The organism is Phosphitispora sp. TUW77, from assembly GCF_048453025.1.
Classification (GTDB): Bacteria; Bacillota; Thermincolia; order Thermincolales; family UBA2595; genus Phosphitispora.
In genome coordinates, this window is the sequence record NZ_CP156677.1 from 946,784 (window position 1) to 973,391 (window position 26,608).

The window sequence follows — 26,608 nt, forward strand, 5'->3', positions numbered from 1 at the left end:
AAATAAAATCATAAAATGGAATTTACAATAGCATGAAGGGGAAATGTGTTAATGAGAAAAGCGAAATTAATTGCCATATCAATTATATTTTTCGTTATTTTTATCATTGGTTTGACAGGCTGTGCGAGTATAAAAGATAAATCTAAGATTCCAGAAGTTATGCCAATGAAACCTATTAGTTCTTCATCAGGGGATAACGTTAAAGCAATTGACTATAATCATTATCTAAAAAAGATATGGGTTGTGAAAAGTTGGAATGGGGGGGCATATGATTCTTTTTCTTTTTTTATCTCTAGAATAGAAAATGGAATAATAGAAGGAAAATTATCAACAGGTTCAATTGCATATCCAGATTTTTACTTCTATTCACTTGAACCTTCAAAAAAATCAGGAGATTTATCTGGTATAGTTAATAATGGTGTAGCGGAATGTCAGTTTAGTGATAAAGTTAGAAACAAAGGAAATGTAACATTGATATTTAAAGAAAACGATGAGATAGAAGCAAAAATAAAGTATATGGATAAAGGAGAAGCCTATGAAGACCTACCTTTAGATGGAAACTATCTTTTTAGACCATACCACCTTTCAGATATCAAAGATTTCATACCATTTAAGGAGCATTCGTTTTCAATCGATCTAAATTCTTGGGGAAGTGTTAATTTTATATCTGGTGAAGTCAATCATGGTGACAAAGTATATCCGGCAGCTTATTTAACAAATGAGCATGATGATATTCTTTATAAGTTTCAAGCGTCATTTAAAACTGGTTCGGAGCTTTTAGAAGCTTCAATAAAGGATATAAACAATGACGGATTAAAAGATGTAGTGATTACTACTGGATTTATCGATGATCCTGATGCTGGACGTATAGAGTGGATTTTTTATCAAATGAGCGATGGATTGTTTTGTGACAGTGAACTCAATGGTAATAAATAAGCATTTAACCAAGGTGCATTACAATTCACACTTGGTTCAGGCGGCATACTGGGCCAGATAAATCCTGACACTACGGCACAATACTTCTATTATGACGCCTTAGGCAGCTTGGGTGCTGTCTGTGACCTAAACGGAAACATTACCGGGACATACCGTTACGACCCATGGGGAGCTATACTCCAGCAAACAGGCTTTGAAACAAACCACACCTATATAGGCAAATACGGGGTAACGGCCGAACCCGAAGCCGGTTTAATCCATATGGGTGCCCGGTTCTATGACCCGGCTGCAGGGATATTCCTCCAGGCAGACCCCGTAAAAGGCAGTATTAGCAACCCATTAAGCATGGTCCCATATATCTATGCCTTAAACGACCCGGTAAACCTTATTGACCCTGCCGGAGAAATGCCATCTGCCGCCTGGTTTAACAAAAAGCAGAATGAATGGGCCAATACCGCCGGCAAACTGCAGGGTTTCCTGAAGTCCAAAGGCTTCATGGGCAAAACAAGCCATCTTCAGGTAACCGGCACATATGGTGAGGATACTTATGAGGCCCATTGGAATTACTAGCTGTTCAGAGAAGCAATAGGGAAACCATATAACCCCAAGGGGATGACTGATACTTACACAACAAGAAACTGGACAATTCATCCAAAGCTGAATTAAAGAAGTGGTTTGCCGGAAAAGGTGAAGATGTCAAACAACTGCAGATATTCCTGAGGGATAAGGGTTACATGGATGGTAAATATGTAACCGGATGTTTCGGCAGGATAACCAAAGCGGCATTGATGGACTATATGTGCAGTGATCAGGGGACGGGGAATGATACTGGGAAGGTTTTAATCCTTAACGCATCAGAATTTGGTGGCGGGAAATTAGGTCATGAAGCAATTGCAGTAGTTGATAGTAAAAACAGGGGATATTATTATTCTTTTTGGCCTGGTAAAAATTTATTCACAGTTAAAGACAACATAATAACATCTCAATATACGAACTTCAAATCAACCAAAGAATTAGTTGACACAATAAATGTCTTGCGGAAAGATGATAATTGTGATGTTTATACGCGATGGATTGAGATTGACAACGTTTCAGATGATATGATATCTCATATTAAAGCATGGGCCAGTTCACCTACATTTAATAATCCCTATAATAAGTGTATTAGCCCTTCTCAAGGCAAGACAAAAAAAGATATAAATTTTTTAGTTACAATTGCCTAAATTTCACTCAAGGGGCTCTTAAAGCAGGAGATATTACTACTCCAGTGGGTATACATCCAAATTCATGGCATGATCAAATGGAAAAGCTATCATGTCAATAGGAGGAACAATGAGGAAGAAACGCATTTTACTACTATTTATAATAGGCATAATTTTTTTAACAAGTACGTATCTTTATGTTCAATTGAGTTTTAAGGAGGTAAATATCTCATATACTACTTCCCCGCAAGAAGCACTTCAAGAAGATGTATTAATTAGAAATATTTCCTCAAGTCCTGAGATAATAGAACTTGATGATGAGACTATCCTGGTAATTGAAAATGCTTGGCTGGAGAAAAAATATACGAGAAAGAATTATGGTTTTTGGTCTTCAAAAAAAGTTAACCCTGATAGCTATGTAGTTAAGATAAAGTATTCGCTTAAGTCAAATAAGCCAAAATTGACGAAAAAAAACCCTACCGATTCTAATAAAACAGTGGTTTTGGAAAAAACTGACGGAACGGTTACTTCAACGAATCATTGGGAAGACACTATTAGTACCGTTTTAGAAGGAAACCCTCACAAATCGTTTTGGTTAAACATATCTAATGGTGTCGATCAAGGTGGTAAGGTGCATTTTCAATAAACTACAGCTATGAGTGTATCAACAGATTTGTTCGGTTGTATACGTCATAATATTTGTTATAGTTTTTAAAACCTTAGGGGAGATACTACTCTCTTAAGGTTTTTTATGAAAGGGCATAAAAAAATCTAATTATAATTATTGGACATGTCTTAATATGTTTAGTGTAATATAAACGTGTAACAAAATGCAGTCGAAAAGTGTAACGGTCTGCGATGCCAAATTAGGCGGATTCACAACAGTCCTACAGTAAAAAATCATCTCTTGTCGGAGGCTTGGTAGGTGAGAGCGTGAATGCGCCGTATAGCTGTGACTGGCAGCCTGATGCAGGAGATCATACCTTGTTAGCTAAGGCATATGATGCGGCGGGGAATGTAGGCACAAGCAGCAGTGTAAGTGTAGAGGTACCGGCAAAAGTTACCATAACAAACCCAGTAAATGGCAGTACGGTAAGCGGTGTAATTAGTAATTTTGATGCAACCTTCAGTGACCCGGTATTTGGTAATGTCAAGTTGTACATAGACGGGGTATATAAAGCCCATAAAGGCGTACAAGACGTGACTGATGTAAGCATCAGTTACAACTGGGATAGCACCGAATATGCGGATGGGACAACCCATTTAATCATGATACGGGGTTATACAGAAAACGGCAAAGTGTTATCGAGTGGTATAAGTGTGGTAACGGTAGATAACTGATTTTGCATCCTTAATGTAATTTCCCCCTCTGCTGACATTGGGCAGAGGGGGATTCATTTTTTTCTAAAATACTTTTTTGCTGTTCATGTATGTTTGCACATTATCCAGGACTTCGCCAAACCTCTGGAAGTGGACAACTTCCCGCTCCCGCAGGAACTTCAAGGTATCATTGACACAGGGGTCGTCACTCAGGTCAAGGATATTTTCATAGGTGGCGCGGGCCTTTTGTTCGGCTGCCATATCCTCGACTAGGTTAGCCACCGGGTCCCCCTTAGTGGCAAAATAGGCTGCGGTAAAGGGTACTCCACCTGCATTTTGCAGGAACACATCTTTACCGTGATTGGCATAATACGCGTCAAGCCCGGCAGCTTTAGCTTGGGCAGGGGTTACCCCCTTCATCAGCTTATAGTAAAGTGTGGCAATAAGTTCCCAGTGAGCTAGTTCTTCGGTCCCTATATCTGTAAGCACTCCTTTGGCCATACCAGTAGGCATTGTATATCTTTGTGTCAGGTAGCGGTTGGCTGCTGCCGCTTCCCCGTCGGAGCCGCCGTATTGTTCAAGAACTATTTTGGCAAGCCGTGGGTTGGGGCCGCTCACTCGGACAGGGTATTGCAGCTTCTTTTCATATATCCACATATTATCTTAACCCTCCTTAGTACTCGATTTCCCAGGGCCATGGCTCATCAATCCAACGCCACGGGTGCTGGCTGAAGGAAGAGCCAAAGTTCATCAGGGGACCGTAGCATTTTTCGTATTCATATTGTAGTTTTTTCAAACACTGAGTAACCTGATTATATTCTGCCAAAGCTTTTATATCATTGGGATGGGTGTCCAGGAACAAGTTTAGTTCCACGGCAGAAAATTCGTAGCTCATAATTTCTTTGAGCAGCTTCGCCTGGTGAGAAGTTTTCTTATTCATAATTACCTCCACCTCCTGTCATTTTTACCATTCAGATGTACATGGATGAGGAACGTAAGGTCTCACAAGTTCCGGGAAAATAGTACCATGTAATAAACCGATTTCTGGGTCATAGACCAGTTTTAAACACTGGTAAGGTACCCATGCCTCAGCTAGCCTGGCTAGGGGAAAGCATGCCCCTATGGGCTCCGGAGGCATACAGTGATTATATTGTCTCAACATTTTTTGACCTCCTCAAAAAAACAGTATTCTTATGTTCAGGATATGCAGAAAAAGCCCAATTTGTTATTCGTAACCCCAATATGTAAACATTAAATGAGGAGTCTCATTTGAGACCCCTCATAATACATTTTTTATATTAAGAGCTTCTGTTTCAGGAATGTGTTTTATAAGCAGCTTTAATTGAGCCATCTCAGACATAAAACCGGATATGTCCCTCGTATCCATAAATTTCTTAGTCCGGGACATTGATATATTTATCTGGTCCAATTCCACGTGGTCAATAAGAATCGTCCATTTGGTGATAGTTTTTTCCCAAATGGCATGCAGCTTGGAAAAGTTTGTTCCGGCTTGCTGCCAGTCATCATTGGCAACATCGGCTTCAATTTGTTCGGCCATACTCAGGAGCTCATCAGCGGTGCTGTCAAGATAATAATAGGAATAAGTTCCGAAGCCTAAGAGGAGAGCTAAAATCACTATTGTAGAGACTACAACTTTCATTCCTTGTTACCTCCGTTATTTTGTTACCTTTGTTTTTCCTTATCTCATTTTTTTGATGGTTTTGCGCCTTTGCCTGATTTTAATTGGTAAAAAAGCTTACCCTCGGTATCGAGGCATGCAAAGAGAACATCACTGGGATTTTCTATTCCCAGGTTGGCAAGCTGTTGATATAGCCACTCAATATTTAGGTTAATTTTTTTCAGGTTTTTGTGAAGGACTTGTCCGTCCATAATCAGAGTAAAGGGAAGCCCTTCATATTTAGTGGAAAGATTAAGGTCTTCCGGCATCACTGGTCTTTTTTGAGATTTTTCGATAACACTGAGCTGACCGCTCGTTTCCAGAATAGCAAATTCAACATCTGAAATATTGGGGACATCCTTTGCCCTAAGCTGCTCCAATAGGTCACTAAGGTTGTATCTCAGCCTCTTTAGTTCAGATTCAACAATTTTTCCGTTTTCTATAAGGACACTGGGGGTTCCGCATATAACAGCCCTGGCCCGGTCGCTCTTCAAGGAAATATAGGAAAGGATAACCTGAGCGGCAATCAATGTCAATATAGGGGTAATGCCGTTTATCAACGGTATCCCGGGGCTTTCCATAGGTATTGCGGCTAATTCGGACAACATAAGGGTTACTACCAGCTCAAAGGGCTGCAGTTGACCTATTTGTCTCTTACCCATTATGCGAAGCGCTATTACTACAAAAATATAAAGTATTAGGGTGCGAACGAGAATAACCAGCAAACTGCTGTCCCTCCTTATGTGTAACAGTGAATACTTTTAATCAAATATTTACATAAACATTTTAACCATAAGGCAGGTGTTTTATTAGAGGTGTTAAGAAAGCTGAGGGCAAAGTAATAATTACGCGTATCCTATATGGGGCCAGTGACTATCAAACCATTTTATAAAAAATCAAACATAAGAAAAGCACCTGTTAATCACAGGTGCTTTTCTTACTATCATTGCTAAGTTTTACGACAAACTGAACTCCTTGGCCAGTTCCCTGAAAGCAGGCAGTGAGTTCAAAATTATCTGTTTATCTATACAGTATGTCATCCTGAAATAGCCCGGTTTTCCAAAACCAGCTCCCGGTACCAGGAGGATATTGTATTTTTGGGCAGCCTTTACGAACTCAACATCATCTGGAATTGGTGATACCGGGAAAAGGTAGAAGGCACCCGCAGGTTTAACCATCTTAAAGCCCATTTCAGTGAGGTTGTTGTACAAAATATCGCGTTTTTCCTGGTAGAGGGCTATATCCACACTCTCCCTCTGCAGGCCGGTTACCAATTGCTGCATCAGTGCCGGGGCATTTACGAAACCGAGAATCCGGTTAGAAAATGTCATTCCCTCCATAACCAGTGAGAGGTTTTTAACCCGGGGGCTTACTGCAAGATAACCTATACGTTCTCCGGGGAGGGCCAGGTCTTTACTATGAGAGGTAACGATAATGCTGTTATCAATGTGTTTAAAGACATTGGGCACCTTAATCCCGTCATAACTGATTTTAGCATATGGCTCGTCGGAAATGACATAGATTTCTGTCCCCAGTTCCGCTTCTTTTTTCTTCAGCAGTTTCCCCAGATTTTCCAGGGTCGCACCATCATAAACCACTCCTGTAGGGTTGTTTGGGGAGTTAATAATAATTGCCTTGGTTTTAGGTGTTATTGCAGCTTCTATAGTTCCCAGATCGAGCTGGAAGTCTTCTTTAGCAGGAGCTGCCTTGACAATCCCGCCGTGGTTGTCTATATAAAAGTTGTATTCAACAAAATAAGGAGGAATGATGATGACTTCTTCGCCTGGGTTAAGGAGTGTTTTCAAAACGACATTGAGCGCACCTCCGGCGCCAACTGTCATTACAATGTTTTCTTCGGTAAGGTCCAGGCCTGATTCTTCTGAAAGCACTTCGGCAACAGCCTGCCGTGTTTTAGAGTAGCCGGCATTGCTCATATAACGGTGCATGCCCGGAGCAGGGCTTAAAGCAGCTTTTTTTAGTTCTTCTTTAAAGGCGTCCGGGGGTTCGATGTCGGGATTACCCAGGGTGAAGTCATAAACATTTTCCGGACCGTATACTTTCCTGAGCTTTTCTCCTTCTTCAAACATAGCCCTAATCCATGAGGAACGCTTTAGATTTTCTGCAACTTTTTTTGAGATGCCCAATATATTACCCTCCTTAGATTTTCCAGTGGTTTTTGGCAAAGAAATTAATGTTATTATAGCACAAACTGCCAATTTGTCACAAATGAAACTTTATACTGTATAGACTGTGGAGGAAAAAACAAATTGTTAGTAGAACTAAAATACAGTATTTATATTTTGAAGGAGGAATGTCAAATATGGATTCGGTAGAACGGGCAGTACGGAGGATTACTTCAAATGACAGGTTTGCCAGGCTGGTTGGAACAGAGATACAGGAGGTCAGGACGGGATACGCGCGGGTAAGCCTGAAAATAGAGGATAAGCATTTGAATTCCGTAGACATAACCCATGGCTCTGTTGTATTTACACTGGTAGATATGGCCTTTGCCCTGGCATCTAACTCTCACGGTCAGGTTTCTCTGGCTCTGAACATGAGTATCAATTTTCTCAAGGCAACCGCTGCCGGTGATATCCTCACCGCAGAGGCGACAGAGGATAAGCTGACCAATCGCACCGGACTTTACAGGATAATTGTAAATGATGAAATCGGTGAAATCGTCTGTGTGGCAGAAGGTTTGGTTTATAGAAAAAAAGAGCTAATTTGAGAGGCCTGATACCAGGCCTCTCAAATTATTTGTTTGAGTGCGTGAAACCGTATAAATGGGTTCAGCAGGAAGTAAAATATAGAGAGGAAATTTTATTTCCGAGAGACTTAGTACTAATATAAGGAGGCAGCAGAGTATTGGATGACGTAAAAAGTGCTGCAGGGAATACTGTTGAAAATGAGGTTGTTGAAAATGAGGTCAGGGAAGGCTCTGCCTTAGCTGTTTTTAAAATTGCGGCAACATATGTCGGCACGGTTGTGGGGGCAGGCTTTGCTTCGGGGCAGGAGGTACTGCAATTTTTTGGCAAGTTCGGTTTTATTGGCTTTGTCGGCTTGCTGGCCGCAACTGCTATGTTTGTCTTGTTTGGCTGGGCGGTTCTGGATATGGGAATGAGGCTTAAGGCCCAATCGCATCTTGAAATAATAAGACATATCGGGGGACGTTGGCTGGGAACTGTGATTGATTATGTGATTACATTTTTTCTCTTTGGCGCTTTTACGGCAATGGCTGCCGGGGCAGGGGCAATTTTTGCGGAGCAGTATCAGTGGCCTTCTGTTATTGGCAGTGCCGTTATGATAGCAATAACGGTAGCCACAGTAATGTTGGGACTCAGAGGTGTGATTGCTTCAATAAGTATGGTAGTACCGGTGTTGCTGGCTTCAGTGGTTGGGATGGCAGTTTGGACGATCATTAATACAAAATTTTATGCAAACCCGGTGATAGGTACAGTTCCTTTTAAAGCTGCAGTGCCATTTTGGCCTTTGGCAGCGGTTCTGTATGTATCATATAATTTGGTAATGGCGGTAGCTGTACTGGCTCCTACAGGAGCTAGGTATAATAGACCTGAGCTCCTGGCAAAGGGGGCAATATTTGGCGGTATTGGATTAGGGCTTGGGGCAGCAGCTATTTTTTTAGCCATAGCTCCTAATCTTCCTATGGCCGGAAGATTTGAGATTCCCATGTTGTATGTGGCCGGAACTATGAACCCTTTGTTCAGGAGTTTTTACAGTATAGTGCTCTTAGCTGAAATTTATACAACAGCAGTAGGAAGTCTTTATGGTTTTGTGGTCAGACTTATCCCTGAAAACACTCCTCAGGCCAAGTATTATATTATTGGTACTGCGGCAGCTGCATTCCTGGCCAGCCTGGTTGGCTTTTCTACTCTGGTAAGGACAGTTTATCCTGCAGTAGGATATGCGGGTCTGTTGCTGTTGCTGGGCCTTACTTATAAGCTTATCTGGAAAGGAAAAGGCACTGAAAATACAACTTAAATTTGCAGGAAATGGCAGCCTGGTGTTGAATATTGTCAAAAGGATAATCTTGACAAAACAACTGCCAGGGGGTAATAAAACTTGTTTAAAAGAATAATGTTGGTAGTAATTATTATGGTTTCAGGTCTGCTGACAGGTTATTATTCACAACCGGTGTATAATATCATTTGGTCAGGTATAGAGAAGATACCGGGTGTGTTTAAAGATGCGGAAGACCACAAAGGCCGGGCTGGTAATGCGGAAGAAAATACTGACAAATATATCCCTGCAGAAGAAGCTGTTAGTGCAGTAAAAAATATCCCATGGGTAAACAATCTAATTAGAGTATCTGAACTTGATGGAACCGAATTGATATTTGAGATTGAATGTGAACCTTCAGATGACTGCCCTATCTGGCTGGTTGAAGTTACTGAGAGGTTTCCCGACAGGGTTCCTGAAACCAAGTATTTTCAGGTTGCAGCCGAATCGGGCAGGGCCCTTGATGTTCAGGAGAAAGACTTGATAATTTCAGGCATTAGCCTTGGTATGACTAGGGATAAAGTCAAAGAGGCCGCTGGCAGTCCAAAAAAAACATGGCGCAAATGGGATAACCTGGTGCGGCAGACACTCAGAACCGATACTTATACAGGAATGGAAGTTGTTTATGATAAAAATGATGTTGTGGTTAAAGTGGCTGCTTCAGAGCAGGGGTTTTCTGGCCCAGGAGGGGTTGAGGTTGGTGATTCTAAACAGGATATTATCAGGAAACTGGGGAAGGCAGGGTCTGTGCAGACCAATTTATGGACATATACTGTTTTAGATAAGGATTGTAAACTGTTTTTGGATATTAACGGTGAATGCCGGGTAACGGTTGTCACCATTTGTTCGGGCCTGCTTGACTGAAGCAGGTTCTAATTTTAATTATGAGGTGATTTTGATTGCAGGATAAATGGATTTTAGGGATTATTCAAAATAGGGTAACAGAAGAAAAAGCCCGGAACATAAACAAGGCCAGGGACATGATCAGTGAAGCTGCGGCACGGGGTGCGAGAGCAGTTGCTCTTCCCGAGATGTTTAATTGTCCGTATGACAACAAGGCATTTCCATTGTTTGCCGAGTCTTATCCCGGAGGAGAAACAATACGGATGCTTTCAGAAGCCGCTGCAGCAAATAAAATTTATGTTTTTGGCGGCTCCATTCCTGAAGAAGAGGGTGACCGCATATACAATACATGTTTTGTTTTTGGACCTGATGGCACTTTTTTGGCCAGGCACCGGAAAATGCACCTTTTTGATGTTGACATTAAAGGGAAGCTGAAGTTTAAAGAGTCGGATGCTTTGGGAGCCGGAAATGAGATAACGGTTGTGAACACATCCCTGGGGAAAATAGGTGTCGGAATATGCTATGATATCCGTTTTCCGGAATTAGCCAGGTTGATGAGTTTACAAGGTGCTGTATTGATGATTCTTCCTGCTGCCTTTAACATGGTCTCCGGCCCGGCCCATTGGGAGTTATCTGTCCGGATGAGGGCGGTTGATAACCAGTTTTATGTCGCCGGGATAGCGCCAGCTAGGGATGAGACCGCTTCATATGTAGCTTATGGCCATTCAGTGGCAGCTGATCCTTGGGGTCAGGTAATCGGGGCTTTAGATGAAAAAGAAGGATTATTAATGGTTGAAATTGATCCTAAGAGAATAGAACAAGTCCGTAATGAGTTTCCCCTTTTGAAACACCGCCGCCAAGACATTTATGAGGTTAAAGGAAAATATTGATTATAATATCATTAATTGGGATATCATCAATTAGAATAGTTATAATTCCCAAAACATATAAAAGGAGGATATTGTCTAAAAAAATAGAAATATAACGTAAGTATAAAACATGAAGTGTTTTTTCGAACTGCCACTGGGGGGGAGAGACCATGGCTTTGAAAAAAACAAGACAGTCTTTATTAAATTTGATAAACCGGGTGGAGGTCAGATATTCTATAGGGTTAAGGACAAAAATGTTTATCCCTTTTTTTATCGCCACGTTCTGTGCTATTGCCGCTATTTCATATTATTCCATGAACCTGATTGGATCAAAAATTGAAGCAATGCAGCAGCAAAAGGTTAATGATGTATTGACAGGGACTGTTGAAAATTTAAAGAACGAAACCTTCAACCTCGAAGCTTATGCCAGACTGCTGGCAGATTCGCCGGAATTAGAAAAGGCAGTGACCAGAAAAGATAAGAAAATGCTTTATGAGCTTTTGGTTCCTGTTAAGTACTATTCAGGACTTCATAAAATACAAATTTTTAATAGCAACAAAGAGATTATAGTTGAATTATCAAGCCGAGTATTAGAAGCAAACCCTGCTGAAACTCGGCTTGTTCAACGTGCAATAGAGGGAGTAACCCGTTCTGATTTTAGTGTAACTAATAATGGCTTCGAAATTTTTGCGGCAACCCCCATTAATTTTGACCCTACCCGTTATGGTGTGCCAATTGGTGCCCTTATAGTTGACCGACATTATGGCGATCTTGAGCTTTCACAGATAAAGGACCGGTCAGATGTAGAAATTAATGTGTTTCATGCCGGTAAACTGGTTGCTTCTACTTTAAATCAGGATACCCGTGCTGAAATAATACCCCAATTACTTGCTTCAATGGAGGATAATAGTTATCGGGTTTTGGTTTCTCAAGATCAGAATGAATACCTCAATGCTTGGCAAGCTATCGGTGATGATGGCATAATTTCCGTTATGGTCCCAAATGACTATTTGGTTGCTGCTATGGCTGAATTATCCAAGGATATCATAACAATTACCGTTGTTGCTGCAGCTTTAATATTTTTAAGCAGTTTCCTGCTGGCTGAGCTAATCCTCAGACCGCTGACCAATATGCTGAAAGTAACTACAGCAATCACTAATGGGGATTTAAGCAAAAGAATCAAGATATTTACGGGTGACGAACTGGGACAACTTGCCAAAGCGATAAATTTTATGGCTGACAAAATTAAGGTCAGACTGGATGAAGCCGAAATGCTGGCTACAGTAGACGGTTTGACGGGTTTATACAATTACCGGTATTTTCAGCAGCGCCTTCGGGAGGAATTAAATAGGGCGGAACGTCTAAATTCGCCCATCTCCTTGGTAATGCTGGATATTGACTATTTTAAAAAGTATAACGATACTCATGGCCATCCGGCCGGTGATAAGGTAATTCATACCATAGGAGAGATTATCAAAAACAACATCAGGAGTGTGGATATTGCCGCCCGTTATGGGGGAGAGGAATTTGCCATCATTTTGGTTGATACTGTTCCAGATCAGGCATATTATGTAAGTGAACGCATCAGGCAGGAGGTGGCCGGACACCTTTTTGCGGGCAGGGAGACTCAGCCAGGCGGTATCCTGAGTATTTCCGGGGGCATAGCCAGTGCGCCGTTTCCTGCTACTAAGCAGGATGAGCTCATAAAAATGGCAGATGATGCGCTTTACAAGGCTAAAAGAACTAACAGAAACAAGGTTGTTGTTTATTATTCGGGATTGGATGAACTTAAGCTTGTGGTTAATGAAGCTGACCATGGGCGGATTAATACTATTAATACTTTTATATCAATAATAAATTTAAAAGACAGATACACATATGGGCATTCGGAAAGGGTGGCTCAATATGCTTTTCTTATTGCAAAGGCCATGAATCTGGATGAGGCTTTGTTGAAAAAGATAAAGCTTGCCGCTTATCTGCATGACATTGGCAAGATTGAATTGGACAGAGAACTATTAAATAAAGCCGGGGAACTTTCATTGGAGGAAATAGAGATATTGCATCGCCACCCGGAAGTAGGGGCTGATATATTAAAATCAGTTAAATCCTTAAGTGATATTGCCCCACTGGTTCTGCATCATCACGAGAAGTTTAACGGGAAAGGTTATCCGGCGGGACTTTCCGGGGAAGCGATTCCTCTGCCAGCCAGAATCATCAAGTTGGCAGACAGTTTTGATGCTATGACATCTGTACGCCCATATCAGAAAAGAAAGAGTTTTCAGCAGGCTAAGGAAGAATTGGTTAAGTATTCCGGGATAGATTTTGACCCTGTCGTTGTAGAAGCATTTTTGCAGGTTCTGGATAAGACCAATTTTAATCTAACCAAAATGGTCTCCTAAGAAAGGGGTATGGTGAAATGGGCAGAAACAGATTTTTGAACGCGGTTATCTGTGTTATAATACTAACATTTATAATAACTTTGGTTTCGGGATGCAGCAACAATGAGGCCGAAGAAAGTAAATCAGGACCCAATAATTCAGGGACAACAAACTCTGAAAAATCTTGTATTATGCTGGGCGGTTCAGGGTCTCACTTATCAATTATTGGGGAGTTGTCCAATGCGTTTATGGAGCAGAATCCCGCCATTAGGCTAGAAATAACGGAACACCTGGGTTCCGCCGGCGGCATTAACAGCGTCAATCAAGGACTAATTGATATTGGCCTGGTTTCCCGGGAATTTCTGCCTGAAGAGCAGACACTTGGGCTGGAATATATACCTTATGCCAAGGTGCTGATAGGTTTTGCCGTTAACAATAATGTTAAGATTGAAAATCTGACCGAGGACCAGCTTCTGGGGATTTACACCGCAAAAATCACCAATTGGAAGGAAGTTGGCGGGCCTGACCATGAAATTATTGTTCTTACCAGGGAACTGACGGAATCATCCAGGATTGTATGGGACAGGTGCCTAAATGGTTTTAAGAATGCCGGCAACTTACCTGGTGCAATATTGATAAGGACTGATCAGACGATGAACGAGGCTATTACTTCTATACCATATAGTATTGGTTGGACAGACATGGGGGGGCTAACTCTCGAATACCCGGAACTTTCCATGCTAAAGATAAATGGAGTGAGTCCCGAGTATGAAATGGTCTTAAACGGGAAATACCCATATGCAAAAGAACTGGCCTTGGTAACAAAAGGGAAACCGGCAGGGGATGCTCTGAAATTCATTGATTTTATCCGAAGCTCAGAGGGTACCCGGATTCTAACAGCCAAAGGTTATCTAGCTGCCGGTCAGGATTAAGTATTTCTCCAAAAGGCGGCATTATTGTATAATAGTTTTAGAGAGTATTGGCTATATTATCCAGATAATAGGAGTTGTTTTTTAATTTGCCTCAATATGGGGGATAAGATGCTAAAAGATACTGATAGTATATTGAAAGACAATAGTGTTATATTGAAAGATAAGAGAGTGCTTGTTATTATTCCCGCATTTAATGAGGAACGAAACCTTCCCGGGATTATTGGCAGGGTTCGTGAATTTGCCGGGATAGATGTGATTGTGATTAATGACGGTTCCGAGGATGCTACCTCGGCAGTTGCCAGGGCCGCAGGGGCTAAAGTCATTGACCTTCCCTTTAATCTTGGTATAGGCGGGGCAGTCCAGACCGGCTATCTTTTTGCCCATAAAAATGATTATGATGTTGCTATACAGGTGGACGCCGACGGCCAGCACAACCCGGAAGACCTGCTCCGGATTATTGGACCGGTAATCAGCGGTGAAGCCGATATGGTATTGGGTTCACGTTATGTTGCTAAGACCGGATACAAAACTCCTTTTGCCCGCAAAATTGGAATGTTGGTTTTTTCTACCGTGGTTTCACTTATTAACAAACAACCTTTGAAAGATACTACCAGCGGCTACCGAGCAGTCAGTAAACGGGTTATCAGGTTTTTTGTCGACAACTACCCAACTGACTATCCTGAAGTGGAAGCCTTGGTCCTGCTGAAAAAGAGCGGTTTTTCAATTAAAGAGGTGCCTGTAACTATGGCACCCCGTGAATATGGCAAGTCCTCCATTACACCAATCAAATCGATATATTATATGATTAAAGTATTGCTGGCAATTTTCATGAACCTGCTTAGGGCACATAAAAAGGAGGCTTAAAATAATTGATTAGCATATTCTTGTTTTCAGCTTTGTTCAGCTTGGGATTCCTTGTTATTGTTCTTGAGCTTGTTCGGAGCAAAAGGCTCAAGGAACAGTATTCCTTGTTGTGGTTGTTTGTCGGTGGGGTTATGTTGATACTGGCACTGTGGCGGGATTTGATTGAAAGGCTTGCCGAGTGGCTGGGCATTTATTATGCGCCTTCACTGCTGTTTATTGTAGGGATTCTTTTTTCTTTTGCCCTGATACTCCATTACTCTGTAATTATTTCGAGGCTGCATAACCAGAATGTCAGGCTGGCCCAGGAGGTTGGAGTGCTTAATAAGAAGGTTGAAGACCTTTATGAAACTGTCAACAGGGGGGAACAGATTGAGAACAATCGTGTTGATAATTTTTAATGTTGTTCTGCTGACCTCTGGGCAGATACTTTGGAAGATAGGATTGACCAGGGAAGGGGGACTTTCTCTGGACAATATGGTGCGGGTCGCCCTGTCTCCATTTATTCTTGGCGGGCTTGCTCTGTATGTGGTGGCAACAGTTATATGGTTTATGGTCCTTTCAAGGGCAGAGTTAAGTTATGCTTATCCCTTGCAGAGTATGGCTTATATTCTTGGAGTTATGGCTGGTTGGCTCTTGTTTCGTGAAACTGTGCCCATGATTCGCTGGATAGGAGTACTTGTCATAATTGCCGGGGTGATATTGGTTTCTTTTAGTACACCACAGGATAATATTAAGGTTAATGAAGGCGGAACGGATATTGATAAGGAACATACGGGTTGCGTTTCAGAGGCACCTGCAGATACCGGTTATTATATATATAAAAAAGGTGAGAACAGATGACGTTTGCGAAATCAGTAATACTCTTTATAATTCTGGTTATCACCTGGGTATTAATAGTTTTTAATCGTAAATTAAAAAAACAGGTACAGGATAATGCACGGAGCTTTAATATGATGAGAAAATCCACCGGATGGGGAAACAAACCCTGCGAATGTGGCAATCCCAGGCTAAAATGGCACGTCCTATCCATGCTGCGCCCGGAAAATACTGTTTTGCTAAAATGTCCTGTGTGTGGCGGGCTTTGGGAGGAACAGATGAGCGTATATGGAAACAAATGGCGTAAGATTGATTCTGATTATGCTAAAGATCAGTATAATTATACAAGCGAGACAGATTCTGGCAGGAACATGAAGATGTAACCGGGAAAAGGCGGTCGATGTATATTTTTCCGGAATGTGGTATATCATAGTTAAAAACATATAAGGAGATGGTAGCAGTTTATGAATAGTGACATAGAGAATACACCGGTAATTGATGTGGCAAATGACGGGCCTACTTATAACGGGTCTTACTTTTATAAGCTTAATCAGGAATTAAGCGGGCAAGCGGAGATTGAACCATACCGGGTATATGATACAACGGAAAATCATAACCTGGAAAATGATACTCCAAATTAAACTGGGTTTGCCAATGGCAAACCTTTTGTTTTTATTTGCCTAATTGCCGGATAATCTAAAAAAGGCGGTGAACTTATGCCCTATAAAATAGCCCCCGATATTTATATTTATCAGAGTTCCATGTGGCAGACCAACAGTGCTGTTATCATAAATGAAACAGCCAACCTGGTTATTGACCCCTGTTATTTCCCAACAGAAATCAGGATAATAGCAGATTTTGTTAGCAGGAAACGCAGTTTTAACGGGTACATAATTTTTACTCATTCTGATTTTGACCACGTAATAGGTCATCAGTATTTTAAGAATTTCAAGCTTGTAGCCCATGAACAATTTTTGTTATGTGATCGCAATTATCAAATAATCCAGTTAAATGATATTGACCAAACCTACTATGTACGGCGTACAATTCCCTTTATTTTTCCAGAGCCTGTGATAACTTTTCAGGAGACGTACAAGATTCCCATAAAGGGTGATGAATTAATACTTGTTCATGCCCCCGGCCATACCGGGGACTGTATTTTCACCATCAGCCCGGAACGTGGCATAATGTTTGCCGGGGACTACCTGTCGAACCTGGAGTTTCCCTTTGTGAATTTTAGTCCGGCGGCGTACAGAAAAACGCTGAACCTAGCCGCAAAAATTATCACGGACTATAACATAACCTGTGTGGTACCGGGACATGGGGACATTGCTTATGGGAGAGAGGAAATTAATGACAGGATTCAAAGTGACCGGGATTATCTGACAGGTTTGACAGAAGGCACTCAGGACTTGTTGGCACGAGGTCTGCAGGCCGGGGAGATTATTGAAGCGCTTTCAGGCTTGAAATATAGAAACCGCCGTATTGAGGGGGTTATGCTTAAAATGCACATTGAAAATATTAAGATTCTTATTTCAGAGCTGCAAACCTGATTAAGATTCACCAATAATGCGGGATTTTTATATAATATTATGGGTGAATATAATGACTGCATTAACAAGAAAAAAGCAAAAAGCCAATGCTGTTTTTGAGGGCGGAGGGATTAAAGGGATTGGAATCGCCGGGGCTCTGTCGGTTGCCAGTGAATATTACGACTGGATGTATACTGCAGGCACCTCTGCCGGGGCTATAGTGGCCTCACTGGTTGCTGCCGGGTATACTGCGGAGGAAATCAGGGATTTGATTTTCAGTATCGATTACCGCCGGTTTGAGGATAACGACATGATTTGCAAGCTGCCTATTTTTGGTCCTGCATGGAACCTAAAGGTTAATCTGGGGCTTTACAAGGGTGACTATATTGAAAACTGGGTCAGGGAAGCCCTTAGGGCTAAAGGGGTAGAGCGTTTTGGCGATCTTGTGGTTGTGAACAGGCCAGGTAATTTTCCGGGGCGGTACCGCCTCAGAGTTATTGCCTCTGACATAACAGCAGGTAAAATGCTGGTACTGCCCCAGGATATTGCTCATTACGGTATAGATCCTGATAAACTTGAGATTGCTGCCGCTGTACGCATGAGCATCAGCATTCCTTTTTTCTTTGAGCCTGTCGTAGTGACACATAAAGGAGATGACGGCAAGGAGGTTGACAGTTACATTGTGGACGGAGGGTTATTAAGTAATTTTCCGGTTTGGCTTTTTGATTGGGATACTGGATTAAAGGATATGCCGACAATTGGTTTCAAGCTGATAGGGGCAAATGAAGAACGGCACAATGATATTAATGGTCCTATTTCAATGCTGAAAGCGCTTTTTGGCACCATGCTGGAAGGACATGACAACAGATTTGTTGAGGAAAAAAATTTTCAGCGGACAATAGCTATTCCAACTTTTGGAATCAGAACCACTGATTTTGATATTTCGGAAGAGTGCATCCGGTCACTGTATGATTCGGGTGCTGCAGCGGCTAGGGATTTCTTTAAAGACTGGAATTATCGTTCTTATTTACTAAAGTACAGTGACTGATCGTATTTACTGGACGATACTGTTTGTTAAGCATATAATTGTATTGATAGCAGCAAAAACGGGAAAGGAGCAGCAATTTCAGTGGATAAAAAACATGAACCTCCTTTAGTTAAATATGAAATACAAATTCGGGTCAGGTATGAAGAAACCGATAAAATGGGTTTTGTTTATTATGGGAATTATTTTATTTGGTTTGAAGTAGGCCGGACCGAGCTGTTTAGGTCTTTGGGAATTCCCTATACAGTGTTTGAGGAGAGGGGTATAATGCTTCCGGTTACTGAGGCTGCGAGCAGGTATAGGTTTCCTGCGGGTTATGATGACCTGATAACTGTACAGACAACAGTAACGCGGCTGGCGCCAACCAGGATACATTTTGGATATCAATTGATTTCCGGTGAGGGCCGGGTCATTGCTGAGGGAGATACCGGACATGCTTTTGTGGACAGTGCGGGGAAGCCGGTAAACCTGACTAAAAAGGACCCCGAACTTTGGACCAGAATTGCCGAAAAAGTGGTGGTGAATAGTTAATGCAGTTACGCAGGCTGGGGAAAACAGGCCTACAGGTTTCTGTGATAGGTTTTGGAGGAATTCCCATTCAAAGAGTTAGCTATAATCAGGCTGCAAAGGTAGTTGAAGCAGCAGTAGCAGGTGGAATTAATTTTATTGATACTGCCCGGGCATATACGGACAGTGAGTCTAAATTGGGGGATATTATCGGAGATTATAGAAATAAACTGATTATAGCGACCAAATCAATGGCCAGAAGTAAGCAGGATATGATACGGGATATTGATATAAGCCTTAAGGAGCTGAAAACTGACTTTATAGACTTATATCAGCTGCATAATGTTAAGGATGAAGGGAGCCTGGAAAAGGTATTGGCTCCGGGAGGCGCCCTGGAAGCTCTTCAGGATGCAAAGAATTGCGGGAAACTTCGTTTTATTGGGGTTACCGGTCACATACCGGATATTCTTGTGAAGGCTATCAGAACAGGGTGTTTTGATACCGTGCAGGTTCCATTTAACCCTGTGGAAACCGCCGCCCTTGACGAACTTTTGCCGCTGGCTTGTGAAATGAATATTGGGACAATTGCCATGAAGCCTTTTGCCGGAGGGGCATTTAAAAATAAGGCTGCCTGTCTTAAATTCATTCTTAATAACGGACTGACAACAACCATTCCTGGAATGGATGAAGTATCCCAGGTTGCAGAAAATATCACTGCCGGGCAGGCCGATTTTATCTTATCGGGTGAAGAAAAAAATCTATTGGCTGAAGAAATGGAGCTCTTAGGCCGGAAGTTCTGCCGCAGGTGTGAGTATTGTCAGCCATGTCCCAGGGGAATAGATATCCCGACAATATTTCTGCTGGAAGCTTATTGGACCCGTTATGGATTAAAAAAATGGGCCGTGGAACGATATCAGCCTATGCCGGCTAAAATATCCGATTGTATTGACTGTGGAGAGTGTGAAGAAAAATGTCCTTACAGCCTGCCTATTAGGGAAATGTTAAAGGAAGCCGGATTTCACCTGAAAAAATAGATAGGAAGAGGGTAATGCAATGTATAGACCGGTAAACAGGAAATCACCGGGAATATCGACTCGTTTGGCCTTCTTGCTGTTTTTTACTCTATACTACTGGAGTATTCACTTTATTTCAGGGAAAAGCAATCTGCAATTGAGCCAGATTGTCTTTGATATTTTCGCAGGCGTATTTACCGGGGCAGTTACACATGTGGCAATAGCTAAGTTTTTTGGTCCCCTTTTGTTCGGGCGCGGCTTTTGCGGCTGGGTATGCTGGAATGCTTCAGTTTTCGAGATGCTCCCCATTAGGAATGCAAGAAAAGGAATTGCGGAAAAACGTCTTATATATAAATATGTGGTACTTATAATTGCCCTGGTTATTCCTGGGTTCCTTATTGCGGCAGGTTATATTATCCGAAGTCCGAAAGCCCAGTTTGAGTGGCTGTTGATAGAAAATGCTTTGATATATCTTATAGGAATAATCCTGGCATTAGTTTTGGGTGACCGCCGGGCATTTTGCAAGTACTTATGTCCTGCGGGGGCGTTAATGACCCTGACATCTCCAAGGAGTATCCTGAAAATAGAAAAAAATCACTTGACTTGCAGCAATTGCCGCAGGTGTGAAGAAGTTTGTCCCATGGATGTGCCTATATTGGACTATATAAAAGAAGGACAGCGAGTCTCACATCCGGAATGTATTTTATGTACCGAGTGTGTTAATAGCTGCCCAAGAAATTGCCTGACAGTGGGAATAGGAAAAAAGTCGGATACTACTCCGGAGTTTGGCAAGTCTTTTTAAATGAATCAACCATTTTTAGTATGGTTCAAAAATATTAGGGGAATAATAAATCATATTTTAAAAAGTGGTGAAAAGAGATATGCAAAATATTTTTAAAGAATTCATCAGGTTGAATCAGTCACTGGCACTTTTGCCCCTAAAGGCCGTGCGTAAGCTCCTGGATGACAAAAATACTTCCGGCAAACAGATGGTGGATGTGGCAGAAGAGTTTGTCAGTACCCCATTTGTAGCTGCTGATAAGCTTATTGGTAAAGGATGCCATTGCTGTTCTGTACAAGAAGACCCTTCCGGACAGCAACGGTCTGTCCGGAAGGGACGGGGTCCCAGTGCAGCAAATATTTTTGTTGACCCTGAAGTTACGGTTTTATCAGATGCCGAAACAAATCCTGAAGAGAGGAAAGCAGTGCTGTCAGTTACCGGCTTATTATGCGGCGGATGAGTTAGGCGTGTCAGGCAGACTCTGGAAGAGTTTGAAGGAGTAACCAAAGTAGATTTTCAACCGGCACAGGAAGAATTTGTGGTTTTTTATACAGCAGATTTGCCGCGAGGAGAAGAGTTTGTTAAGGCAATTAATGAAGTAATAAAATTTCCTGCTGTACGCAGCTTTTTAGGTGCAGTGGGTGATAGCCTGCATAATTCCAACGACATAGGACCATAATAAGACACGAATATTATATAACGTTATGAGGAAGCGAGGGATTATGATGAAAGTTGAAGTCATTGATAATGACTGTGTTAGCTGTGGTCTTTGCATCAGTACTTGCCCTGATGTTTTTGAATGGGGTGATGATGATAAGGCTGTGGCTAAAATCCTCGATGTGCCGTCTGATTTGGAAGACCTGGCCCATGAGGCTGTAGAAGAATGCCCCACGGGCGCCATTAAAGAAGAATAAATTGAAGGGGAGTGCCTTAATTGCGAAAATTAATTATAAAGGCACTTTCTGTTTTTTTATTTAAACTTAGCAAAGTTTATTTTTATATTAAGGAGGAAAATTAGATTTGGGGAGAGAATAACAATGGCAATGAAAACCATATTTATATAAATGGTTAGTAAGGGGAGAACTGATTTGTATACTGACGGCAGGCATCTCAGGTTTAATGTTGTTATTGTTCTTGCTCTATTGAATTCGATAATAACATTAGCTTACTTTGTCCTGGTAGAACAGGGTATCCTTCAGCCGGCTTGTCTGCCGGAGGGTATCCGGGCAGCTGTATTTCCGATGGTACTTGTGGTTGTGGTTCCTATTGTTCTTGGTTCATATGGCCTGTATATGAGACGGATGTGGGGGCTGGGGTTTTTTACCATTGGAGGTGGCGGGTTCCTCTTTGCTTCATTAACAGGAATCATTTTTTCCGCAAAAAGTGATGTTTTTGGAATGTTGTTTTTCCTCTCGCTTTACTTGGTTTTATATAACATTATTGCTAATATTTATATCTGGATTTTTAGGTTTAATCTTAGAGATTTTTAGCTAGAAAGTCCTCTGATGAGGCCTTTTTTTCTTTTATTATTAAGGTATATGAAGAGACTTATGCAGTAATTTGGGAGGGAACTATGTGGGAATAAAAAAACCTATTAACCCTAAACTGATTCCATTTATATCTGCTCCATTTTATATTTTTGGCATTTTTCTGGCAGCATTGAATTGGCAGCGCCTGGGGCGCCCTGAAAAAGCGCGCAGCACTATAAAGTGGGGGATAATCGGCTTAGTTTTGCTAATAATAATTGCCAGTTATTTCCCGTTGCAGCTATTGAAGGAAATGTGGTTTATTGGTGTGGGAATTAACATAGGCACAGGGATGGCCCTGAAAACCTTGCAAACTATTGAGTGTAGTAAGGGCGTGGAAAGGCCCGAATAAAGAGGTGTTAGCTGTGAAATTACATTGTTTTTGCCCAGATTTGACAGAGGAACAATTTGATAATATGGATTTAACAGAAATTGATCTCTCGGGGCGGTCCTTTTATATCTCAAAAATGCCAATGGTATCACACTTCCCCATGAATCCGGAAATCAAAATTCAAAAAACTCTTAAAGAAATAGAGGAAAAGGGATACAGGACGGTATCTCCTCTTTTTGTGCTTTTTGAGGACGGGCTTTTAATGGGTAATATAATGATTGAAATAGTTAAACCACCTGCAAAGGATAGTAATATCAAAACCTTTAACAAGCTCAGGCTTATAAGCAAAGCGTATAAAGGCCCTAAGCATTTAGTGCCTAAGGCACTGAAACAGTTTGATGGGTACCTGATCCTTAAACAAATAATCACGGCAGATTTTTTCTTTTGGTATCATTCATGTAAAGTTTGTGAAAAACAAAAAGGTGGTCGAACAATAATTCTTGCTAAAATATAAAAGGAGCCTGCAGACAATGGAAAACTCCGCACCCGGCGTTATTCTTCAAATTTTGAATGAACTATATCCTAATCCACAGCCTGAACTTAATTTTGAAACTCCTTTTCAGTTACTGGTGGCTGCAATTCTTTCGGCACAAACAACCGATAAGCAGGTAAATGCCATTACCGCCGGCCTGTTCAGGAAGTATTCTACACCACGGGAGTTTGCTCTTCTTACAGATGAAGAATTGGAGAAGGAAATTAAGAGCTGTGGATTGTATAAAAATAAGGCCAGAAATATTATTGCAGCCAGCAAAATTTTGTTAGAAAAATATGATTCCCGGGTGCCTGATGAATTTGCGGCATTGATATCACTCCCGGGAGTTGGGCGGAAGACAGCTAATGTAGTCTTGGCAAATGCCTTTGGAAAAGATGCTATTGCTGTGGATACACATGTTTTCAGGGTAGCCAACAGGCTGGGCTTAGCTGCTGCCGATACAACTGCAAAAACAGAAGACGACCTGATGAACGTTATCCCTAAGAGCGATTGGAATAGGGCTCATCACTGGCTGATTTTTCATGGACGCAGGGTTTGCAGGGCACAAAAACCCAAATGTCATGAGTGTCTTCTGAAAGACTACTGCAAATATTACGCCAGACAAGAAAAAAAGGGATTTTGAAAGAAAAAAATGAATATTGGTATTTGTATCCGGGAACAGCTCATATAATAAAATCATATGGATTTTGGAGGGATTTTTGGAGGTGCTGTTTTGCCGGAAATAAGAGAAGACATGATTACCGGAGATATGGTTTTAATTGCCACGGAAAGGAGTAAAAGGCCCCAGGATTTTAAATATGCTAATGAAAACTCAAAAGGTAGCAGTGGTTGTGTTTTCTGTTATGGCAATGAGACAGAAACTCCACCTGAGATTTTTGCGTTAAGGCCTGGTGGAGGACTACCTGACTCTCCTGGATGGATAGTCAGGGCCTTTCCTAACAAGTTTCCTGCTGTAACAGCAGAGGGTAACCCGGACTGTCATTATATTGGAGGCAAAAAGGTCTCTAATGCAGTTGGAGCTCATGAGGTCATAGTCGACACACCGAACCATTATGAAACTTTTGGCCAACTATCCGATATCCATGCCGAACAAGTCATGGAGACAATAGTTTCAAGATACCGTTATTTTTCGGAACTCCCGCAAATTAAGTATATCCAGATTTTTAAAAACAGCGGGGCTGCTGCCGGGGCATCTCTTGAACACAGTCATTGGCAGTTAATTACGCTTCCTTTGGTTCCTGAAACAGTTGCCAGAGAGATAAAAGTGACAGAAAGGTTTTGGGAAAACAATGGAGAATGCGCCTATTGCAGAATGATTTCTGAAGAAATAAAAGATGGTTCCAGGATTATCGAACAAACAAAGGATTTTGTAGTATTAACACCTTTTGCTTCGCGTTTTCCCTATGAAACATGGATAATTCCCACCAGGCATGAACCATTTCTCGAAAAGCTCAACATTGACGAAATAAAAACACTGGGAAGGATTCTCAAACGGTCAATAAGAAAGCTTGAGCGAACTCTATGCCGTCCGCCTTATAACCTGATAATTCATGCTTGCCCAACAGGCATACAATGCCATGGGAACCATTGGCATATTAAAATCATGCCAAGGATTTCTACTGTAGCAGGTTTTGAAATAGGTTCAGGCATACATATTAACCCTGTGTCACCTGAAGCAGCTGCAGATTTGCTTAGAGAAGCTGAGCCTTATATATGTAATGACAGCAGGATGAATGGAGTGAAGCCAATGATTGAAAGAAAAAAACTCAAAATTCTTTATGTGGCATCAGAGGTATCCCCTTTTGCTAAAACCGGAGGGCTTGCCGATGTAGCGGGCTCACTGCCACACTCTTTGGCCATGATGGGGCATGATGTTAGAGTAGTAATGCCAAGATATAAGATGATATCTCAACAGCTTAATACAATATATGATTTTCCTGTGACAATTAGCGGGCGGAAAGAGGCAGCTATAATCCGTGAGCACCGTATCTCGTTAGATAATAATGACAGTAATATGATATTACCGGTTTACTTTGTGGATAACTACAATTATTTTGATCGGGATAATCTATACTGTTATTTTGATGAGGTGGAACGATTTGCCTTTTTCTGCCGGGCTGTTATAGAAATGCTGCCCGGAATCGGTTTTCAACCTGATATAATTCATTGCAATGACTGGCAAACCGGCCCGATTCCCATTCTCTTGAAGGAACAGTACAGTGAAAATAATTTTTACCGGAATACTGCTGTTTTATTTACTGTCCACAATATGCATTATCAGGGCAATTATCCCAAAGACTGTCTCCGCTTGCTGGGACTTGATGACAAGTACTATAATGCTGAGAGTCTTGAGTTTTATGGGGATATCAGTTTTCTCAAGGCAGGACTGGTATATTCAGATATAATTAATACCGTCAGCAGGACTTATGCTAAAGAAATTCAAACACCTGATTATGGTGAACGCATGGATGGACTGCTGCGAAAGCGTTCTGGTGATTTGTTCGGCATAGTGAACGGTATCGACTATGAAGAATTTGATCCTGCCAAAGATTCTCATCTAGTACAGAATTATGATTATACTTCTGTTGAACTTAAGCGGAAAAACAAATATTTCCTGCAGAAAGCAATGAAGCTTCCGCAAGGCGACCAGCCGCTTATTGCCCTTGTTTCCAGGCTGGTAGACCAGAAGGGGCTGGACCTTTTGGCGGAAATTTATGACCGTTTGATTGCTGACGATATCCAGGTAGTGGTCCTAGGGGCAGGGGATCAGTATTATGAAAGTTTTTTCAAAGAAATGGCCGGAAAATATCCTGATAAAACAGCTGTCCATATCGGGTTTAACGCCTCACTGGCACAACAAATTTATGCAGGGGCTGATATGTTTCTGATGCCTTCCAGGTTTGAACCGTGCGGACTGGGGCAGCTTATCAGCTTAAGGTATGGTTCAATTCCGATTGTACGAGCGACCGGGGGCCTTGCAGATACAATTATGGATTATAATCACGGTGAGCGTACCGGAAATGGTTTTGTTTTTGCAAATTATAGGTCTGAAGAATTGCTGGATGCTGTTCACCGTGCTTTAGATATATACCGGAGAAGGCCTGAACTTTGGATGGAACTTGTCAGGAAAGCCATGTCGGAAGATTTTTCCTGGTCTGCCTCAGCCCTCGAATATGTCAGATTATATTTCGTTGCATTGGCAAAAAAATCGGATTAATACAATGGCATAGGAAATATTTAAGGCGGTGAGGGATTATAGTGCACCAAAATAAAAATGGTACCGGTAATGGAAGAAACCATCCTGCCGGACCTTTGAAGTGTGCCAATTGCTTTGTATGTAAACAGGATACGGAGTTATGCCCTTTGAATGAGAACTATGATCCTGATGCCTATCTTAGGTATGAGGCACGTTACTTTGAAAGAAGGAAAGAAAAGAAAAAAACAGCAAAGCCCTAGCGCGAAAGT

Annotated in this window: 36 protein-coding genes; 30 read left to right on the forward strand and 6 right to left on the reverse strand. The window is 41.6% G+C overall.

Going from position 1 to position 26,608, the window contains the following annotated elements; all coding sequences use genetic code 11:
• Positions 1-51 precede the first annotated feature (51 nt).
• The 5 genes from ABFY19_RS04250 to ABFY19_RS04270 all read left to right on the forward strand — a co-directional run bounded on the left by ABFY19_RS04250 (position 52) and on the right by ABFY19_RS04270 (position 3,479).
• The gene (locus ABFY19_RS04250) at positions 52-936 is read left to right on the forward strand and encodes a hypothetical protein (RefSeq protein ID WP_418792000.1); all 885 of its coding nucleotides are present in this window, start codon (positions 52-54) and stop codon (positions 934-936) included.
• Between the two features lie 108 nt (positions 937-1,044).
• Positions 1,045-1,506, forward strand: a complete 462-nt coding sequence (locus tag ABFY19_RS04255; RefSeq protein WP_418792001.1) for an RHS repeat domain-containing protein — start codon at positions 1,045-1,047, stop codon at positions 1,504-1,506.
• A gap of 164 nt (positions 1,507-1,670) precedes the next feature.
• Positions 1,671-2,159 carry a hypothetical protein gene (locus ABFY19_RS04260; protein WP_418792002.1) on the forward strand — a complete coding sequence of 163 codons (489 nt, stop codon included), beginning with the start codon at positions 1,671-1,673 and terminating at the stop codon, positions 2,157-2,159.
• A 109-nt stretch (positions 2,160-2,268) separates the two neighbouring features.
• Complete coding sequence (locus tag ABFY19_RS04265) at positions 2,269-2,784, forward strand: hypothetical protein (protein ID WP_418792003.1); 516 nt, start codon at positions 2,269-2,271, stop codon at positions 2,782-2,784.
• A gap of 272 nt (positions 2,785-3,056) precedes the next feature.
• Positions 3,057-3,479 (forward strand): Ig-like domain-containing protein, encoded by a 423-nt coding sequence (locus ABFY19_RS04270; protein WP_418792004.1) that lies wholly within the window; start codon positions 3,057-3,059, stop codon positions 3,477-3,479.
• A gap of 63 nt (positions 3,480-3,542) precedes the next feature.
• Here the strand turns inward: ABFY19_RS04270 and ABFY19_RS04275 are convergent, their stop codons facing one another.
• From ABFY19_RS04275 to ABFY19_RS04300, 6 genes are all read right to left on the reverse strand, one after another.
• Complete coding sequence (locus ABFY19_RS04275; protein WP_418792005.1) at positions 3,543-4,115, reverse strand: manganese catalase family protein; 573 nt, start codon at positions 4,113-4,115, stop codon at positions 3,543-3,545.
• 16 nt (positions 4,116-4,131) lie between these two features.
• Complete coding sequence (locus ABFY19_RS04280) at positions 4,132-4,398, reverse strand: spore coat protein CotJB (RefSeq protein WP_418792006.1); 267 nt, start codon at positions 4,396-4,398, stop codon at positions 4,132-4,134.
• A 24-nt stretch (positions 4,399-4,422) separates the two neighbouring features.
• Complete coding sequence (locus ABFY19_RS04285) at positions 4,423-4,620, reverse strand: spore coat associated protein CotJA (protein WP_418792007.1); 198 nt, start codon at positions 4,618-4,620, stop codon at positions 4,423-4,425.
• Between the two features lie 117 nt (positions 4,621-4,737).
• Positions 4,738-5,118, reverse strand: coding sequence for a DUF4363 family protein (locus ABFY19_RS04290; RefSeq protein WP_418792008.1), 381 nt, complete (start codon positions 5,116-5,118; stop codon positions 4,738-4,740).
• Positions 5,119-5,162: 44 nt separating this feature from the next.
• A complete protein-coding gene (locus ABFY19_RS04295) occupies positions 5,163-5,861 on the reverse strand; it encodes a YetF domain-containing protein (RefSeq protein ID WP_418792009.1) in 699 nt (232 codons plus the stop codon).
• 231 nt (positions 5,862-6,092) lie between these two features.
• A complete protein-coding gene (locus tag ABFY19_RS04300; RefSeq protein ID WP_418792010.1) occupies positions 6,093-7,280 on the reverse strand; it encodes a pyridoxal phosphate-dependent aminotransferase in 1,188 nt (395 codons plus the stop codon).
• A gap of 176 nt (positions 7,281-7,456) precedes the next feature.
• On the opposite strand from ABFY19_RS04300, the gene ABFY19_RS04305 reads away from it, so the two are divergent.
• The 25 genes from ABFY19_RS04305 to ABFY19_RS04425 all read left to right on the forward strand — a co-directional run bounded on the left by ABFY19_RS04305 (position 7,457) and on the right by ABFY19_RS04425 (position 26,599).
• Entirely contained in the window at positions 7,457-7,864 is a 408-nt protein-coding gene (locus tag ABFY19_RS04305; protein WP_418792011.1) for a PaaI family thioesterase, read from the forward strand.
• Positions 7,865-8,001: 137 nt separating this feature from the next.
• The gene (locus ABFY19_RS04310; RefSeq protein WP_418792012.1) at positions 8,002-9,135 is read left to right on the forward strand and encodes a hypothetical protein; all 1,134 of its coding nucleotides are present in this window, start codon (positions 8,002-8,004) and stop codon (positions 9,133-9,135) included.
• 81 nt (positions 9,136-9,216) lie between these two features.
• On the forward strand, positions 9,217-10,017 hold the full coding sequence (locus ABFY19_RS04315; RefSeq protein WP_418792013.1) for a hypothetical protein: 801 nt from the start codon (positions 9,217-9,219) through the stop codon (positions 10,015-10,017).
• Between the two features lie 35 nt (positions 10,018-10,052).
• A complete protein-coding gene (locus tag ABFY19_RS04320; protein WP_418792015.1) occupies positions 10,053-10,886 on the forward strand; it encodes a carbon-nitrogen hydrolase family protein in 834 nt (277 codons plus the stop codon).
• 149 nt (positions 10,887-11,035) lie between these two features.
• Positions 11,036-13,264, forward strand: coding sequence for a diguanylate cyclase (locus ABFY19_RS04325; protein ID WP_418792016.1), 2,229 nt, complete (start codon positions 11,036-11,038; stop codon positions 13,262-13,264).
• Between the two features lie 17 nt (positions 13,265-13,281).
• Positions 13,282-14,175 (forward strand): substrate-binding domain-containing protein, encoded by an 894-nt coding sequence (locus ABFY19_RS04330; RefSeq protein ID WP_418792017.1) that lies wholly within the window; start codon positions 13,282-13,284, stop codon positions 14,173-14,175.
• A 108-nt stretch (positions 14,176-14,283) separates the two neighbouring features.
• Positions 14,284-15,039 carry a glycosyltransferase family 2 protein gene (locus tag ABFY19_RS04335; RefSeq protein WP_418792018.1) on the forward strand — a complete coding sequence of 252 codons (756 nt, stop codon included), beginning with the start codon at positions 14,284-14,286 and terminating at the stop codon, positions 15,037-15,039.
• A gap of 5 nt (positions 15,040-15,044) precedes the next feature.
• Positions 15,045-15,437, forward strand: coding sequence for a DUF2304 domain-containing protein (locus ABFY19_RS04340; protein WP_418792019.1), 393 nt, complete (start codon positions 15,045-15,047; stop codon positions 15,435-15,437).
• Positions 15,409-15,879, forward strand: a complete 471-nt coding sequence (locus tag ABFY19_RS04345; RefSeq protein ID WP_418792020.1) for an EamA family transporter — start codon at positions 15,409-15,411, stop codon at positions 15,877-15,879. The genes ABFY19_RS04340 and ABFY19_RS04345 overlap by 29 nt, the downstream gene beginning before the upstream one ends.
• Positions 15,876-16,238 carry a hypothetical protein gene (locus ABFY19_RS04350; RefSeq protein WP_418792021.1) on the forward strand — a complete coding sequence of 121 codons (363 nt, stop codon included), beginning with the start codon at positions 15,876-15,878 and terminating at the stop codon, positions 16,236-16,238. The genes ABFY19_RS04345 and ABFY19_RS04350 overlap by 4 nt, the downstream gene beginning before the upstream one ends.
• Positions 16,239-16,319: 81 nt before the next feature.
• Positions 16,320-16,496, forward strand: a complete 177-nt coding sequence (locus ABFY19_RS04355; RefSeq protein WP_418792022.1) for a hypothetical protein — start codon at positions 16,320-16,322, stop codon at positions 16,494-16,496.
• 75 nt (positions 16,497-16,571) lie between these two features.
• Complete coding sequence (locus ABFY19_RS04360; RefSeq protein WP_418792023.1) at positions 16,572-17,408, forward strand: MBL fold metallo-hydrolase; 837 nt, start codon at positions 16,572-16,574, stop codon at positions 17,406-17,408.
• Between the two features lie 52 nt (positions 17,409-17,460).
• Positions 17,461-18,435: a patatin-like phospholipase family protein gene (locus ABFY19_RS04365; protein WP_418792024.1), complete on the forward strand. Its 975-nt coding sequence runs from the start codon at positions 17,461-17,463 to the stop codon at positions 18,433-18,435.
• Positions 18,436-18,516: 81 nt separating this feature from the next.
• Positions 18,517-18,963: an acyl-CoA thioesterase gene (locus ABFY19_RS04370; protein ID WP_418792025.1), complete on the forward strand. Its 447-nt coding sequence runs from the start codon at positions 18,517-18,519 to the stop codon at positions 18,961-18,963.
• The gene (locus tag ABFY19_RS04375; RefSeq protein WP_418792026.1) at positions 18,963-19,973 is read left to right on the forward strand and encodes an aldo/keto reductase; all 1,011 of its coding nucleotides are present in this window, start codon (positions 18,963-18,965) and stop codon (positions 19,971-19,973) included. Before ABFY19_RS04370 ends, ABFY19_RS04375 begins: the two co-directional genes overlap by 1 nt.
• Positions 19,974-19,992: 19 nt before the next feature.
• A complete protein-coding gene (locus tag ABFY19_RS04380; protein WP_418792027.1) occupies positions 19,993-20,754 on the forward strand; it encodes a 4Fe-4S binding protein in 762 nt (253 codons plus the stop codon).
• Positions 20,755-20,833: 79 nt separating this feature from the next.
• The gene (locus ABFY19_RS04385; protein ID WP_418792028.1) at positions 20,834-21,193 is read left to right on the forward strand and encodes a hypothetical protein; all 360 of its coding nucleotides are present in this window, start codon (positions 20,834-20,836) and stop codon (positions 21,191-21,193) included.
• A 78-nt stretch (positions 21,194-21,271) separates the two neighbouring features.
• Positions 21,272-21,412: a hypothetical protein gene (locus ABFY19_RS04390; protein WP_418792029.1), complete on the forward strand. Its 141-nt coding sequence runs from the start codon at positions 21,272-21,274 to the stop codon at positions 21,410-21,412.
• A gap of 43 nt (positions 21,413-21,455) precedes the next feature.
• Positions 21,456-21,647, forward strand: a complete 192-nt coding sequence (locus tag ABFY19_RS04395; protein WP_418792030.1) for a ferredoxin — start codon at positions 21,456-21,458, stop codon at positions 21,645-21,647.
• Between the two features lie 174 nt (positions 21,648-21,821).
• Positions 21,822-22,223 carry a hypothetical protein gene (locus ABFY19_RS04400; RefSeq protein ID WP_418792031.1) on the forward strand — a complete coding sequence of 134 codons (402 nt, stop codon included), beginning with the start codon at positions 21,822-21,824 and terminating at the stop codon, positions 22,221-22,223.
• A gap of 85 nt (positions 22,224-22,308) precedes the next feature.
• On the forward strand, positions 22,309-22,611 hold the full coding sequence (locus ABFY19_RS04405; RefSeq protein WP_418792032.1) for a hypothetical protein: 303 nt from the start codon (positions 22,309-22,311) through the stop codon (positions 22,609-22,611).
• A gap of 13 nt (positions 22,612-22,624) precedes the next feature.
• Positions 22,625-23,104, forward strand: a complete 480-nt coding sequence (locus tag ABFY19_RS04410; RefSeq protein WP_418792033.1) for a hydrolase — start codon at positions 22,625-22,627, stop codon at positions 23,102-23,104.
• Positions 23,105-23,120: 16 nt separating this feature from the next.
• A complete protein-coding gene (gene nth, locus ABFY19_RS04415) occupies positions 23,121-23,765 on the forward strand; it encodes an endonuclease III (protein ID WP_418792034.1) in 645 nt (214 codons plus the stop codon).
• A 90-nt stretch (positions 23,766-23,855) separates the two neighbouring features.
• Positions 23,856-26,360, forward strand: a complete 2,505-nt coding sequence (gene glgA, locus ABFY19_RS04420; protein WP_418792035.1) for a glycogen synthase GlgA — start codon at positions 23,856-23,858, stop codon at positions 26,358-26,360.
• A 41-nt stretch (positions 26,361-26,401) separates the two neighbouring features.
• Complete coding sequence (locus tag ABFY19_RS04425; RefSeq protein WP_418792036.1) at positions 26,402-26,599, forward strand: hypothetical protein; 198 nt, start codon at positions 26,402-26,404, stop codon at positions 26,597-26,599.
• Positions 26,600-26,608 lie beyond the last annotated feature (9 nt).